Origin of the sequence: Thioalkalivibrio sp. AKL17 (genome assembly GCF_000377885.1) — a bacterium.
In the GTDB taxonomy this organism is placed as follows: domain Bacteria; phylum Pseudomonadota; class Gammaproteobacteria; order Ectothiorhodospirales; family Ectothiorhodospiraceae; genus Thioalkalivibrio; species Thioalkalivibrio halophilus.
Window position 1 is genome coordinate 1 of record NZ_KB898767.1, and the last position, 13,454, is coordinate 13,454.

Genomic DNA, 13,454 nt, shown 5'->3' on the forward strand with positions numbered 1-13,454 from the left:
GGAAACACCTTGGGCTTGACCTTGCCCGCCTCCAGATCCCGAACCCACATGCAGTCGAGCTTGTTCTTGCTGACATCAATGCCGATATGAGCCATCTCGTCCTCTCGCCTTGTCCGTACAGCCTCACCCGTCCTTCACGGGGGGCTTGGATACCGTTCAAACTTCGAGATGAGAAGGGCGCGGGGACCGATCTACGGAGCAGGTTCAAGACCTCAGGAGGCCAACGGGTTACCCCGAGCCCGGTGCCACAGATGGTAGCGCTCCCTCTGCGACGACACACAAGGAGGCCAGCCTCTGGCCGATCACGGCGCCAGCTCCCATCGGCCGGAGGGCCGGCCTCCTACGGCCATGATCCGGCCCACCGCGCAGGAGGCCAGCCCCCTGGCCGATCCGGCGCCAGCCCCCAAGACCCATCGGCCGGAGGGCCGGCCTCCTACCGAACGGGCACCCATCCACACCCCCCCGCAGGAGGCCAGCCCCCTGGCCGATCCGGCCCAACCGCTGCACCAACGGCCGGGGACCGGCCCACCGCCGCCATCGGCCGGAGGGCCGGCCTCCTGCGGCCATGACCCACCCCACCATGCAGGAGGCCAGCCCCTGGCCGATCCGGCACCGGACAACCCCGGCGTTGTTCAATGCGGGCGATGCAGAAACGGCATGTCGCCGCGATCGGTCATGTGCCGGATCAGCGACACGCGACCCGGCTCTTCCTTTTCCAGCTCGTCCGCGCATTCCGAGGGCTGGTGCGTGACCTCGGACAGCAGGACCTCGAGTTCGCGCAGATCCACCTTCGGCCGCTGCAGGTCCTCGGGCTTCGGGTTCTCGACCTGATTCGTCTCCCAGAACATCCGCGGATGCCACATGTGGTTCTGCGCGTCCGGGTGATGGAAGAGTTCGACACAACGACGATTCAGCTCCTGTGCGTTCATCGCATGACTCCTCGTTTCGTTGCACTCACCCGTTTATATAGACCCGAAAATTTCCGAGTTCAAGGGTCGGCCTTTCACTTCCCCGCCGGGGAGCCTCCGGCATCGGGGCGTGCCGCTTCCAGGGCCTCCATGGCCTCCATCCATTCCCCTTCGTGGTCCTCCAGCCGGCGACGCAGCTCGCCCTGCTCGCGCGTCAGCGCCGCCAGGCGGTCCGCGGCCTCGGCATCACCGGTGTACAGCTCGCCGTCAGCCAGTTCGGCCTCGATCGCGTCCAGCCGCTCCTGCAGGCGCGCGCACTCCGCCTCGGCGCGGTCGGCCCGCTGCTGCAGGGGCTTGAGGGCCTCGCGGGCCCGCGCCGCCTCGCGCCGGCGATCCTTCTGCGACAACGCCGGGCCACCCCCGGCATCATCCCCGGAAGCCGCCGCCGCACCACCCGGCCCGGCCGGTTCCGGTCCCGCTTCGTCCCGGCTCCGACGCTCCTGGAGTTCACGGGCATAGTCATCGAGATCACCGTCGAATTCGCTCAGATGACCGTCCTCCACCCGCCAGAAGCGGTCGCAGACCCGCGCCAGGAGCTCGCGGTCGTGGGCCACCACCACCAGTCCCCCGGCGTAGGCCTCCAGCGCCTCGCCCAGCGCCTCGCGCATGTCCAGGTCCAGGTGGTTGGTGGGTTCGTCGAGCAGCAGCAGCGATGGCGCCTGCCACATCAGCTGTGCCAGCACCAGGCGCACGCGCTCGCCCCCGGAGCACTCGCCCACCGGACGGTCGGCCCGCTCGCCGCCGAACCCCAGCCCACCGAGGAAATTGCGCAGGTCCTGTTCCGCAGCGCGCGGATCCTGTCGCTGCAGATGCGCCAGCGGCGAGACCGCCAGGTCCAGCTGCTCGCGCTGATGCTGGGCGAAATAACCGATGCGCAGGTCCGGGGCCGGCTGCCGTTCGCCGGTATCCGGCTCCAGCTCGCCGGCCAGCAGGGCCAGCAGCGTCGATTTTCCGGCACCGTTGGGACCAAGGATCCCGACCCGGTCCTCCGGGCGCAGCCGCAGGCTGGCCGGATGCAGACGCCGCGACTCGCCATGGCCCACGGTCGCGTGGTCCAGGGCCAGCAGGGGGTCGGGCAGCCGCTGGGGCGACGGGATGTGCAGGTGCACCGGGCGCGCCGCCCGGATCACCGCGACGTCCTCCAGCGCCTCCAGCCGCTTGAGCCGGCTCTGGGCCTGGCGCGCCTTGCTGGCCTTGGCACGGAAACGCCGCACGAACTGCTCCAGATGGGCGCGTTCCGCGGCCACCTTCGCCGCGGCCGCCTCGCTCTGCGCCATGGCCTCGGCGCGCCGGGCCTCGGCCTGGGTGTAGCCGCCGCTGTACAGGGTCAGGGCGCCGCGTTCGATATGGGCGATATGCGTGACCACGGCGTCGAGGAAACGCCGGTCGTGGGCGATCACGATCACGGTGCCGGGATAGCGGGCCAGCCAGCCTTCCAGCCAGACGATGGTCTCCACGTCCAGGTGGTTGGTGGGTTCGTCCAGCAGCAGCAGGTCGGAGCGAGTCATCAGGGTGCGCGCCAGCCCCAGGCGCATGCGCCAGCCGCCGGAGAAATCCGACATCGGCCGGTCGCCGTCCGCGTCGGAAAACCCGAGCCCGGCCAGCAGGCGCCGGGCTCGGGCCTCGGCGGTCCAGCCGTCGATCGCATCCAGGCGCGCGTACAGCCGCGCCTGCTCCGCCCCGTCGTGTTCTTCCTCGAGGCGCCGCTGCAGCCCGCGCAGTTCGGCGTCCCCGTCCAGCACGTACTCCACCGCCGGGCGCGCGCTGCCCGGAACCTCCTGCGGCAGATGCGCGACCACCCAGTCGTCCGGCTGCTCGATGGACCCGGCATCCAGTGACAGCTCCCCCTGCAGCGCGGCCAGCAGACTGGACTTGCCGGAACCGTTCGCGCCGGTCAGTCCGACCCGCCAGCCGGGGTGCACGGTGAGTTCCGCCCCCTGCAGCAGGATCTGGCGTCCGCGTCGCAGTTCGACGTTGTGCATGCGGATCATGGCGGCGCTTCTCCCACAGTGGCCTGTACGGTGCGGCAGCATAGGGAAACGCCGTTCGATGTGCACGTGGCGTGCCGCCACCCTGAATGGCGTCGAAATCCTGCCGCTTTTTGCCGGTCGACCCGGCGGATTTTTTCCGGCCCGCCCGAAAAAAGTGCCGGCAACCCGACACCCCGCCCGCCTCGACTGGCAAAAAGCCACTCGGAAACAGCATTTTGTGAACCTGGCACGGTTCTCGCTTCTGCTTCGGACAGGAATCATCGATCACCGTGAGGCAGCCATGAACAGCGACAACAACGCCACCAATCTGCGCCTGGTCTCCAGCAACGGCGGGGGACCGCAGCGCAACGCGCCGCTGGACGCCCTGGGATTCGTCCAGACGGTAACCGCCACGCTGGAGCTGGGCGCGGTGATCGACCGTATCAATGAGCATCTGGTCGGCCACCTGGAGCACAGCGGCTGGATCTATTCCACCGACGACGGCGAGATCCGTGAAGGCGGAGAAGCGGACCGCCATCGGATCGAATACGCCCTCAGCTACAACGGCACCGATCTCGGCTCCCTGGTGCTGATGCGCGGCCGGCGCTTCGACGACCAGGAACAGGCCCTGGTGGAATCCATCCTCGGCCTGGCGGCCCCGGCCCTGCACAACGCCTGGCGCTTTCGCCGCCTCCGGGCCAACCTGGAACGCGACGAGCTGACCGGTCTGGGCAACCGTCGGGCCTTCGAGATCCAGGGCGAGCAGTGGCTGGCCGACTGTCTGCGCCAGGAGCGCCCGATGTCGCTGCTGGCGGTGGATCTGGACCACTTCAAGCAGCTCAACGATCGCTTCGGCCATACCGTGGGCGACGAGATCCTGCGCGAGGTGGCGCGCACGCTGCGCGAATCCACCCGTCAGTCGGACCTGTGCGTGCGCATGGGTGGCGAGGAGTTCCTCGTGGTCCTGCCCGGAGCGGACCTGCGCGCCGGCATGGACTGCGCCGAACGGATCCGGCAGGCGATCGGCGGCGTGCGGGTTTGCGCGCGTGGCGAGGAGGGCGCCGCCGTCGAGAGCGACGGGGTGGCCGCCGTCACCGCCTCCATCGGCGTGGCCGCACTGGGCCGCCACACGACCCTGCAGAGCCTGTATCAGACCGCCGACGAGGCCCTGTATGCGGCCAAGACCTCGGGACGCGACCGGGTGCTGGCCCGACACTGACGGACCGGCAGCGGGTCAGCCGTCGCCGTCTCCCGGCCGGATGAAGTCCACGCAGGTCAGCGGGGTCTGCAGGATCGCCTGACGCAGGGCCTCCACCGCCTCCGGTCGCGGGAACCGGCTGCGCCAGGCCAGCGCCACACGGCGCGACGGCACGGGCTCTTCGAAACGCCGGACCGCCAGCAGCCGCTGGGCGTAGCGGTCGGCCCCGGCGGCGGTGCACGGCAGGATGGTCACGCCCATCCCGGAGGCGACCATGTGGCGGATGGTCTCCAGCGAGGAACCCTCCAGGTTGCTCGGGGTGCTGCCGTCCGCGGTGACGGTTTTTTGACACTCCGGGCAGCGTTCCAGCACCTGATCGCGGAAACAGTGCCCCGCACCCAGCAGCAGCAGGGTCTCCTGCGCCATCTCCTGCAGTTCGACCGTATCCCGCTCCGCCAGCGGATGACTCCCCGGCAGAACGCCGACGAACGGCTCGTCATACAGCGGCAGGGTCACGATCCCCGGTTCCTCGAACGGCAGCGACACGATGATGACGTCCAGATCGCCCTGCTTGAGGCGTTCACGCAGCCGGCTGGTGTAGTTTTCCTCGATCACCAGCGGCATCTGCGGCGCGCGTTCGTGCAGCACCGGGATCAGCTCCGGCAGCAGGTACGGCGCGATAGTGTAGATCGCCCCGAGCCGCAGCGGCCCCACCATCGGGTCCTGGCTCTGCGCCGCCACGTTGCGCAGCTGCTCCGCCTCGGAAAGCACCTGCCGTGCCTGGGCGATCACGCGCTCCCCGGCCGGCGTCACGCTGATCTCGCCGTGGCCGCGTTCGAACAGCATAACGCCCAGCTCGTCCTCCAGCTTGCGCACCGCCACCGACAGCGACGGCTGCGACACGTGACAGGCCTCCGCCGCCCGGCCGAAATGCCGCGCATCGGCCACGGCCACCGCGTAGCGCAACTCACTCAGAGTCATGACTGCCGCCTCCGACTTCATCCACCGTTCGCCCGCCTTCGGGCCAGTCCAGGGTGATGCGCTCCAGCGCCGCCCCGCGCAGGATCAGCCAGCCCCGCCGTCGTTCCACGCCGTCGCCGGCAAACTCGAACACGTATTCGCGCCGCAGCACCGGGTTGCCCCGATGACGCACCGGCCGCAGCCGTCGCCGCACCACGCTGCTGTCGAGAAACTGTACGCCGGCGCGGTCGCATGCCTGCCGCGCGATATGCCGCGCGCGCTCGTGCGCCCGCCAGTTGGCGTTCAGGTAGGCCACCAGCGCGGCCAGGGCTAACAGGATCAACACACCGGTCATGGATCGGTATGATACGCATACTGACACCGCAAACGCCCGCCGATCCGCCGGATGTGCCGCCATCCCCGGGTCCCGGCGCCGCACAGACGAGGCCCGGCCCCGTCCAGGAAACCGCATGAACGGCAACAGCATCCCATTCTCCGCCCTTCTGGAAGGCCTGCGGACCATCGGTCGGGAAGAGCTCCTGCCGCGTTTCGCCAGCGGCACACGGGTGGACTACAAGGCGGACGGATCGGTGATCACCCCGGCCGACCATGCCGCGGATGCCGCGGTGCGCCACCTGTTGCGGGACTGCGGCATCGACGAACCGGTCCTCAGCGAGGAACAGGACGAACCGGAACAGCAGCGCGTCCTCGACGAGGCCCCGGCATTCTGGCTGCTGGACCCCCTGGACGGCACCAGCAATTTCGCCACCGGGCTGCCGTTTTTCGCCATCTCCCTGGCACGCATCGAGGGCCAGCGGGTAACCCACGGGGCCACCCTGGACCCGGTGCGCGGCGAACTGTTTTCCGTCACGGAGGACGGCCCGCTGCTGCTGGACGGCAGCGAGCCGGACACCGCCGCCACCGCTCCACCCGAAATCCGGCGCTGCATCGCCCTGGTCGACTACAAGCGCGTTCCCCGCACCCTGGGACGGGCGCTGCTGGACGCGGCCCCGTTCGCTTCGCAGCGCAACCTGGGCGCCTGCGCCCTGGAATGGGCATGGCTGGCGGCCGGGCGTGCGGATCTGTACCTGCACGGCGGCCAGGCGCTGTGGGACAGCACCGCCGGCACCCTGATGCTGGAACGTGCGGGCGGCGCGATGGCGGACCTGTCCGGCGCACCGGTATTCCGCCGCGATCTGGCCCGCCGCCCGGCGATCGCGGCCCGCACCCCGCAGCTGCAGGCCGTCTGGCATGCCTGGATCACCGAACATCTCGACCCGCCGGGATCCGGAGCGTCGGCATGATGCGGCTGTTCCGTCGCGGGGGCCGACCGGAACAGTGGCGCGCCGCGGATTTCACGCCCCGCTATCTGCCGATCGCCTGGAAGATCGTCGCGGTCATCGCCGGGCTCACCCTGACCGGGATCGGCGTGCTGGCATGGGTAATCCTCAGCCAGGTCAGCACGGTGCTGAACAACCAGATCCAGGCCCAGGCGGAACTGACCGTGGCTCCGGTGGCCCGCACCTCGGGTGAACTGATCCTCGCCGAAGACCACCTCACGCTGGAAACCCTCCTCAACTCGCTGGTCGAGGACGGTCGGGTCGAGTACATTGCCGCCTATGCCATCGACCGCGGCCGGGTCGCCGCGGCCGGGTCGCCGCCAGCCGACGACGCCGCCGACGGGGTGTGGCCGCTGACTGCCGGGGCCGAACCCTACCGGCGAGAAGTGAGGTTCCAGGACGTCCAGGTGGGTTACATCGAGGCCCGGATCGACTCGGCACCGATGCAGGAACTGATGCGCAACACCGTCAATGCGGGCGTCATCACCGCCGCGATCGTGTTCCTGCTGAGCTTGATCCTCGCCATCGACATCTCCAAGCGCCTGGTGCGCCCGCTGGAACGCCTGGCGGAATCCATGCGCGAACGCATGCAGCCCGGCCCGGACGACCAGGACGACCCGCGGGTGGTGCTGCGGCGCGACGAGATCACCCAGCTGACCGAGGCGTTCAACACCATGGCCCACGATCTGCTGCGCAAGGATCAGGTCGAGGCCGCTCTGCGACGCTATGTCTCCACCGGCGTGGCCGAGGACATCCTCGACAACCTGGACCGCGTGGAGCTGGGCGGCCGCGCGGTCGAGGGCTCGGTGCTGTTCGCCGACATCACCGGCTACACCGCCCTGTCCCAGCAGTGCACCCCGGAGGCACTCGGACGCATGCTCAACGAGTTCTTCGGCCCCATGACCGAGTGCATCGCGGAGCACGGCGGCACGGTGGACAAGTACATGGGAGACTGCACAATGGCGGTCTTCGGCGCGGCCCGGCCCGACCCCGACCACCGCATCACCGCCCTGCGTACCGGCCTGGCGCTGCTGGACACCATCGCCGGCATCAATGCGGAGCGCGAAGCACGCGGCGAACGGCGGGTGGAATTCCGCATCGGCCTGTATGCCGGCGAGATGCTGGCAGGCAACATGGGGGCCCGGGAACGCATGCAGTTCACGGTGGTGGGCGAGACGGTCAATCTGGCCGCCCGCCTGGTGACCATCGCGCCCCCCGGGGGCCTCGTCACCACTCGCGATTTCATGGAGCATCCTCACATGAGCCAGCACAACACCGGGAAGCTGGTGCAGGAAGACCTCGGCCAGCATGCCCTCCACGGCCTGAGCGAGCCGGTCGACGTGGTGCGGGTGCACCCCTCGCGGACCACGGCATGATTCGACGCCGGATCCGTTACACCCTGCTCGCGGTGCTGCTGGCGCTCGCCACGCTGCACGGCTGTGCCCTGCTGGAGCCGCTTCAGGACCCTGACACGCGCGTCGACCGGCTGGTGGCCGAAGGCGAATATCGGGCGGCACTGGAAACCCTCGACGCGCTGCCCGACGAGGAGCGGGCAGCGCGCAAAGACCGTCGCGAGACCATCGAGGCCCGCGCGGCCGAGGCCGCCGAGAACGCCCTGCGCGAGGCCGGGAACCAGGCGGCCGAAGGTGCCGTGGGGCGGGCCCTGGACATCCTTGAGGAGGCCGATGCCCGACTGCCGGCCAGCGAGGAACGCCAGCGCCGCATCGCCGAGCTGGAACGTGACCGCCGAACCGGTCTCAGCGCCCTGGAGCGCCGCCACCGAGTGATGGAGGCGCAGGCCCTGGCCGAACGCCTGCGACTGCTGGACATCATGCAGCCGCTGGCGCGTGACGACGACACCCTGCCCGAAAACATCGACGATCTGCGCCGCCGTGGCGCCCGCATCGCCGCCGAGCTCGACCGCGACGCCCGCGACGCCGCCCCCGAGACCGCACTGGAGCGTCTGCGACTGGCGCGCGAACTCGAACCCGACCCGGAACGCGACCGGCGCATCGCCGAGCTGGAAGCCGAGATCCGGCCGGACCCCGAACCAGTGAATCAGGAAGACAGCACGGCGCTGCTGGATGCACTGGAACGCGCGCTGCACGAGGAAGACCTGATCGCGGCCCGGCAGCATTGCCGCAATATCGCCACCGACCGCCTGGGTGACAGCGCTCGTGACCGCCACGATGCCCTGTGCGAGCGCTGGGAAGAACAACGCGACGCACACACGGCCGAGCTGCTGGAACAGGGTAGCGCGCATTACGCCGCCGGCCGCATTCACGACGCCCTGGACACCTGGGAACGCGCCCTGGAACTCGATCCCGAACACGCCGGGCTGCGCAGCGCCCGTGAACGCGGCCGGCGCGTGCTGGAGCGTCTGGAGTCCCTGCGCGGCCCGGCGGACGGGCCGGAGACCCCGGGTGAGCCGTTGCGGCCCGCCCCGTGAACCGGCAGGCGGCGAACGAGCCTGATAGGATTCGATCACCCGAAAACAGCCCACCGGCCCGAACATGACTCCGAACGTCGAGGACCTGATCGCCAGCGAACCCCATCGCGTACTGCAGCTGGGGGACACCGAGGTCGTGCTGCTGGGCACCGCCCATGTCTCGCGGGCCAGCGCGGACCGGGTACGCAGCCTGATCGACACCGAAAGCTTCGACGCGGTCGCCATCGAGCTGTGCGAGAGCCGCCAGCGGGCCATGCTGGACCCGGATGCGCTGGGCCGGATGGACCTGTTCAGCGTGATCCGTCAGGGCCAGGCGCCGATGATCGCCGCCAGTCTCGCCCTGGGGGCCTATCAGCAGCGTCTGGCCGAGCAGTACGGGATTGAGCCGGGGGCGGAAATGCGCGCGGCCATGGACGGCGCCCTGGATCAGGGCGTGCCGCTGGCGCTGATCGACCGCGACCTGGGACTGACCCTCCGACGCACCTACCGGGCCGTGCCGTGGTGGCAGCGCATGGGCCTGGTCGGCGGCCTGCTGGGCAGCGTGCTCAGCCGCGAAAAGATCGACGAGAGCGAGATCGAGCGTCTGAAGGAAGGCGACATGCTGGAAAACACCTTCAGCGAGTTCGCCGAACAGTCGGAGGCCCTGTACGGCACGCTGATCCACGAACGCGACCTGTACATGGCCGCGCATCTGCGCCGCATGGCCGCCAGCGGCGAGCACCGGCGCATCCTCGCAGTGGTCGGCGCCGGGCATCTGGCCGGCATCGCCGAACAGATCGGTCAGCAGCAACGGCCGCCCGACGAGATCCTGGACGAACTCGACCAGGCCCCGCCGAAGGCCCGCTGGCCGAAGGTCATCCCGTGGGTCGTGGTCGGGGTGATCCTCACCGGCTTCGTGATCGGATTCCTGCGCAACCCCGACATCGGCATCCGGATGATCATCGACTGGGTGGTCATCAATGGCGGCCTGGCCGCGGTGGGAGCGGCGATCGCCCTGGCCCATCCGCTGACCCTCCTGACCGCCGCGCTGGCCGCCCCGCTGACCTCCCTGAACCCCACCATCGGTGTCGGTTTTGTCGCCGCCGCCGCGGAGATCTTCCTGCGCAAGCCCCGCGTGTCCGATTTTGCCCGCCTGCGCCAGGACACCACCCACGCCCGCGGGTGGTGGCAAAACCGCGTCTCCCGCGTGCTGCTCGTGTTTCTGCTGACCACCCTGGGCTCCGCCGCCGGCACCTACATCGGCGGTGCGCGGGTATTCAGCCACCTTTTCGGCGGCTGAACAACCGGCTTCTCAGTCAGGCCCGCCTCAATCGGGCCCGCCTCAATCGGGGATACGCAGCACCAGCTTGCCCCGGCGCCCGCCGGCCTCGATCCGCCGGTGCGCCTCCGCGGTCTGCGCCAGCGGCAGGACATCCTCGACATTGACCTCCAGAGTACCGGCGGCCAGTCGCGCGAGGCCATCGGCCACGACCTTCGCCTGGCGCGCCAGCCCCGTCCGGCTGCGCTGCAGCATCGGGGTGAGCATCAGCTCCAGATGGATGGCCGCGTTCTGCAGCCGCGCCGGGTTCCAGTCCATGCCGTCGGGGGGTGCCAGCAGGGTCACCAGGCGGCCGCCGAAGCGGATCTGCCCCAGTCCCTCGACGAAGGTGTCACCGCCGACGGTATCCAGCACCAGGTCGAAATAACGCCCGTCAGTGAAGGCGGCGATATCCGTCGCGGCTCGGTCACTGCGGATGTCCACGTGATCCGCCCCCAGGGCATGCATCACCTCCACACCGGCATCGCTGCGCACCAGCCCGAGCACTCGGGCACCGGCGGCCCGCGCCAGCTGGACCGCCATCTGTCCGACTCCTCCACTGGCCGCATGGACCAGGACATAGTCGCCCTTCTGCAGCCCGCCACGGTCGAACAGCGCTTCCCGGGCGGTAATCCAGGCCAGCGGCAGGGCCGCCGCTTCGGCGTCGGAGACTCCGTCGGGGACGGGCACCAGGGCAGCCTCGGGCACCAGCGCCTGTTCGGCACAGGTCCCCGGATCGGCGCCGGTGCCACCGAAACAGAACGCCACGCGCTGCCCCGGGCGAACGTGCTTCACCGCGTCGCCGCAGGCCTCGACAACACCCACCCCGTCGCAGCCGGGGGTGTTGTGCGGCGCGCCCTCGACCAGCATGCCACCGGCACGGACCTTGGTGTCGACCGGGTTCACGCCGGCCGCCAGCAGGCGCACGCGCACCTCGTCGGGTTCGCGGATCACCGGATCGGGGCATTCGCCCAGGTATAAAACGTCGGCGGAGCCGGGCTCGTTGAACAGAATGGCTTGCATGTCACTCCCTGAATAGAACGATTGGAAACGTCACAGTCCGATCCCGATACCGATGCCGAAGTTCACGCGGCCGGGTGCGGACGGCGCGCCCACCGGCCACAGGTGCAGCTGCCGGGCTTCCAGCACCGGGAAGCGATATTCCGCCTCGCCGATCCGGCCAGTCTCCACCGCGGTGACCGGCCCGGTGGCCGTCACGCGGCGCCCGGGGCGATAATCCACCGGATCGAGGAAGCCGTCCACCACGACCCGGAAACGCCCCTGACTGGCCGCCCCGGTGCGTGGCTCCTGCCCCCGTAACGGATAGGCCAGAACCTCGAGCACGGTGGTTTCGGGGCCGTGGTCGACCTCGGCGATGACGCCGCCCCACATCTGGTCGGTCTGCGGCAGCCGCTCGGCGGTAACCGCGCGCGGCTCCACCGGTTCGGCGGGGCGCGGCGCCTCCAGCGGCGTGGCCGCGCAACCCGCGAGCACCAGCGCCAGCAGGACCGCCAGGAGAGCCCGCGCAACGCCCGACACGCGACGGGACAAACAACGGTTACCGGATCTGTATTCGTACATCGGATTCACCGGAAGTGCCCGTCGTGATACGGATGGTGATGCAGCGGACGGGGGTGACGCCAGCCGGGCCCGTAATAACCGCGGGGCATGCCCGAGTGGTACCACGGGTCGTACCAGGGATCGTACCGCCGGTCCTGCGGAAACGGACGTCGGTCCCAGAGATGCACGACCTCGGCCTCCAGCCGCACGAACTCGTAGGCATGCTCGCCAATGCGGCCTTCTTCGCTGCCCGCAATCCGTCCGCGCACGGTCACCTCGCGCCCCGGGGCATGGTCTCGCGGTTCGAGGAAGTCGTCCGCGCACACGCGAAACCGCCCGGGGGAGACATCGGTTTCCCGCGGCCGCGCATCGCGTCCCAGAGGGCGCGCGACGATCTCCAGGCGGGTCCCGTCGTCAGTATTCTCGACCTCTGCGACCACCCCGCCCCAGACCACGAGCGCACCTTCGGCGGCAGCCACATCGGCACGCACCGCGGCCAGATCCAGGCGCTGGTCGGGAAGCGGCCCCAGCCGTTCGGGCACCGAGGCGCAGCCGGCCACGCCGAGGCCGACGATCAGCAGCAGTGCCAACCGGACCATGCGGCTGGAACACGGTATTCCGGGAACAGAGCGAGCGCGGGAGCAACGGGGCATGGCAAGTTCCTCACAGTCATTCCGGTAGACCGCCGACGCCCCGCCCGGGTTCTCGCATGGCCATCAGCCGGCCGGCGTACCCACCTCCGGATCGGACAGGGCCTGCACCGCCAGGACCTCGTGCTGGGCGTCTTCCACCGCCTGCAGCAGCATCTCCGGCGAGACCCCGGCGATCGCCCAGGCCTGTTCTTCCAGCGGCGGCGCATCGGCCCAGTCGCGCGAATCGATCTCGGCGAGGTGAGCGCCGGTGTTGGCCAGATGCACCAGCGCCACCGAGGGTCGATGGCGATCGCTGGCGGACAGCGGATCATGGTGCCAGGCAATACCCTCCACCAGGGCCTCGGGCAGCCCCCAGCGCTCGGCCAGCGCCCCGCCCAGACGGGCATGGTCGAAGCCCATCTGTTCGCGCTCGGCGGCCTGCGGCGACGGGCCCTGCGCGGTATCCAGGCTCGCCAGGAAGGCGCGGTGTGCCGCTTCGGGCGACTGCGAGAACAGCAGCAGCTTGCCCAGGTCGTGCAGCAATCCCGCCAGAAAGACCACGCCGGCCGCACGCGGGGCCACCTCCTGCGCCAGCTGCCGGGCGATGACGGCGCAGTAGGCCGAATGACGCCAGAAGGTCTCCAGCGGCAGACGCTCCTGCTCGGGGAGGGTGTTCATGGAGCGCGTCACGGCACTCGCCACCACCAGACGCTGCAGGACGTCGCGCCCCAGCATCGCCACCGCCCGCTCGATCGAATCCACACCACGGGCCGGCGCATAGGCGGGGCTGTTGGCCAGCCGCAGCACATGGGCCACCAGACCGGGATCCCGCCCGAGCGCCGCAGCGATCTGCGGCTGGGTGCTTTCGTCGTCGTCCAGCAGCCGCGAGACCTCGAAAACCACCTGCGGCATGGCCAGCAGCCGGTCCGCCGCCTCCACCCGGGCCTCAAGGCTTGCAAAGCCCGTCTCGTCGCTCATCGGATCTCCTCCCGTGCGGCATTGCCCTTCCGCGCCGCTTCTCAAGCTTAGCCCCTGCGCTGCCTCGACGCATCCCGGAACGGGCGCTCTTGTTCGCATTCC

13 protein-coding genes are annotated in these 13,454 nt (G+C 69.8%); 5 read left to right on the forward strand and 8 right to left on the reverse strand.

What is annotated here, in order from left to right; genetic code table 11:
- Window positions 1-632 precede the first annotated feature (632 nt).
- Entirely contained in the window at window positions 633-929 is a 297-nt protein-coding gene (locus tag D577_RS0108295; protein ID WP_018869131.1) for a hypothetical protein, read from the reverse strand.
- Window positions 930-1,003: 74 nt separating this feature from the next.
- Window positions 1,004-2,959 (reverse strand): ABC-F family ATP-binding cassette domain-containing protein, encoded by a 1,956-nt coding sequence (locus D577_RS0108300; protein WP_018947039.1) that lies wholly within the window; start codon window positions 2,957-2,959, stop codon window positions 1,004-1,006.
- A 280-nt stretch (window positions 2,960-3,239) separates the two neighbouring features.
- Between D577_RS0108300 and D577_RS0108305 the strand changes: the two genes are divergently transcribed.
- Window positions 3,240-4,157, forward strand: coding sequence for a GGDEF domain-containing protein (locus D577_RS0108305; protein WP_018947040.1), 918 nt, complete (start codon window positions 3,240-3,242; stop codon window positions 4,155-4,157).
- Between the two features lie 15 nt (window positions 4,158-4,172).
- Here D577_RS0108305 and D577_RS0108310 read toward each other — a convergent pair whose 3' ends face one another.
- Both D577_RS0108310 and D577_RS0108315 read right to left on the reverse strand, forming a co-directional pair.
- A complete protein-coding gene (locus D577_RS0108310; protein WP_018947041.1) occupies window positions 4,173-5,117 on the reverse strand; it encodes a hydrogen peroxide-inducible genes activator in 945 nt (314 codons plus the stop codon).
- Window positions 5,104-5,451 carry a DUF3301 domain-containing protein gene (locus D577_RS0108315; protein WP_018947042.1) on the reverse strand — a complete coding sequence of 116 codons (348 nt, stop codon included), beginning with the start codon at window positions 5,449-5,451 and terminating at the stop codon, window positions 5,104-5,106. The genes D577_RS0108310 and D577_RS0108315 overlap by 14 nt, the downstream gene beginning before the upstream one ends.
- Window positions 5,452-5,566: 115 nt before the next feature.
- Between D577_RS0108315 and D577_RS0108320 the strand changes: the two genes are divergently transcribed.
- The 4 genes from D577_RS0108320 (at window position 5,567) to D577_RS0108335 (ending at window position 10,164) form a co-directional block, all read left to right on the forward strand.
- The gene (locus tag D577_RS0108320) at window positions 5,567-6,400 is read left to right on the forward strand and encodes an inositol monophosphatase family protein (RefSeq protein WP_018947043.1); all 834 of its coding nucleotides are present in this window, start codon (window positions 5,567-5,569) and stop codon (window positions 6,398-6,400) included.
- Entirely contained in the window at window positions 6,397-7,812 is a 1,416-nt protein-coding gene (locus D577_RS0108325; protein ID WP_018947044.1) for an adenylate/guanylate cyclase domain-containing protein, read from the forward strand. Before D577_RS0108320 ends, D577_RS0108325 begins: the two co-directional genes overlap by 4 nt.
- Window positions 7,809-8,885, forward strand: a complete 1,077-nt coding sequence (locus D577_RS0108330) for a tetratricopeptide repeat protein (protein ID WP_018947045.1) — start codon at window positions 7,809-7,811, stop codon at window positions 8,883-8,885. Before D577_RS0108325 ends, D577_RS0108330 begins: the two co-directional genes overlap by 4 nt.
- Window positions 8,886-8,949: 64 nt before the next feature.
- Window positions 8,950-10,164, forward strand: a complete 1,215-nt coding sequence (locus D577_RS0108335; RefSeq protein WP_018947046.1) for a TraB/GumN family protein — start codon at window positions 8,950-8,952, stop codon at window positions 10,162-10,164.
- 42 nt (window positions 10,165-10,206) lie between these two features.
- Here D577_RS0108335 and D577_RS0108340 read toward each other — a convergent pair whose 3' ends face one another.
- The 4 genes from D577_RS0108340 to D577_RS0108355 all read right to left on the reverse strand — a co-directional run bounded on the left by D577_RS0108340 (window position 10,207) and on the right by D577_RS0108355 (window position 13,352).
- Complete coding sequence (locus D577_RS0108340) at window positions 10,207-11,205, reverse strand: zinc-binding dehydrogenase (protein WP_018947047.1); 999 nt, start codon at window positions 11,203-11,205, stop codon at window positions 10,207-10,209.
- A gap of 30 nt (window positions 11,206-11,235) precedes the next feature.
- A complete protein-coding gene (locus D577_RS0108345; protein ID WP_018947048.1) occupies window positions 11,236-11,721 on the reverse strand; it encodes a Slp family lipoprotein in 486 nt (161 codons plus the stop codon).
- Between the two features lie 47 nt (window positions 11,722-11,768).
- Window positions 11,769-12,341: a Slp family lipoprotein gene (locus tag D577_RS0108350; RefSeq protein WP_018947049.1), complete on the reverse strand. Its 573-nt coding sequence runs from the start codon at window positions 12,339-12,341 to the stop codon at window positions 11,769-11,771.
- A gap of 117 nt (window positions 12,342-12,458) precedes the next feature.
- A complete protein-coding gene (locus D577_RS0108355; protein WP_018947050.1) occupies window positions 12,459-13,352 on the reverse strand; it encodes an HDOD domain-containing protein in 894 nt (297 codons plus the stop codon).
- Window positions 13,353-13,454 lie beyond the last annotated feature (102 nt).

Coding starts and splice junctions, on each gene's coding strand:
- D577_RS0108355 (WP_018947050.1), bottom strand. CDS start 13,352: ATGAGCGACGAGACGGGCTTTGCAAGCCTTGAGGCCCGGGTGGAGGCG.
- D577_RS0108295 (WP_018869131.1), bottom strand. CDS start 929: ATGAACGCACAGGAGCTGAATCGTCGTTGTGTCGAACTCTTCCATCAC.
- D577_RS0108325 (WP_018947044.1), top strand. CDS start 6,397: ATGATGCGGCTGTTCCGTCGCGGGGGCCGACCGGAACAGTGGCGCGCC.
- D577_RS0108320 (WP_018947043.1), top strand. CDS start 5,567: ATGAACGGCAACAGCATCCCATTCTCCGCCCTTCTGGAAGGCCTGCGG.
- D577_RS0108335 (WP_018947046.1), top strand. CDS start 8,950: ATGACTCCGAACGTCGAGGACCTGATCGCCAGCGAACCCCATCGCGTA.
- D577_RS0108305 (WP_018947040.1), top strand. CDS start 3,240: ATGAACAGCGACAACAACGCCACCAATCTGCGCCTGGTCTCCAGCAAC.
- D577_RS0108310 (WP_018947041.1), bottom strand. CDS start 5,117: ATGACTCTGAGTGAGTTGCGCTACGCGGTGGCCGTGGCCGATGCGCGG.
- D577_RS0108340 (WP_018947047.1), bottom strand. CDS start 11,205: ATGCAAGCCATTCTGTTCAACGAGCCCGGCTCCGCCGACGTTTTATAC.
- D577_RS0108350 (WP_018947049.1), bottom strand. CDS start 12,341: ATGGTCCGGTTGGCACTGCTGCTGATCGTCGGCCTCGGCGTGGCCGGC.
- D577_RS0108300 (WP_018947039.1), bottom strand. CDS start 2,959: ATGATCCGCATGCACAACGTCGAACTGCGACGCGGACGCCAGATCCTG.
- D577_RS0108315 (WP_018947042.1), bottom strand. CDS start 5,451: ATGACCGGTGTGTTGATCCTGTTAGCCCTGGCCGCGCTGGTGGCCTAC.
- D577_RS0108330 (WP_018947045.1), top strand. CDS start 7,809: ATGATTCGACGCCGGATCCGTTACACCCTGCTCGCGGTGCTGCTGGCG.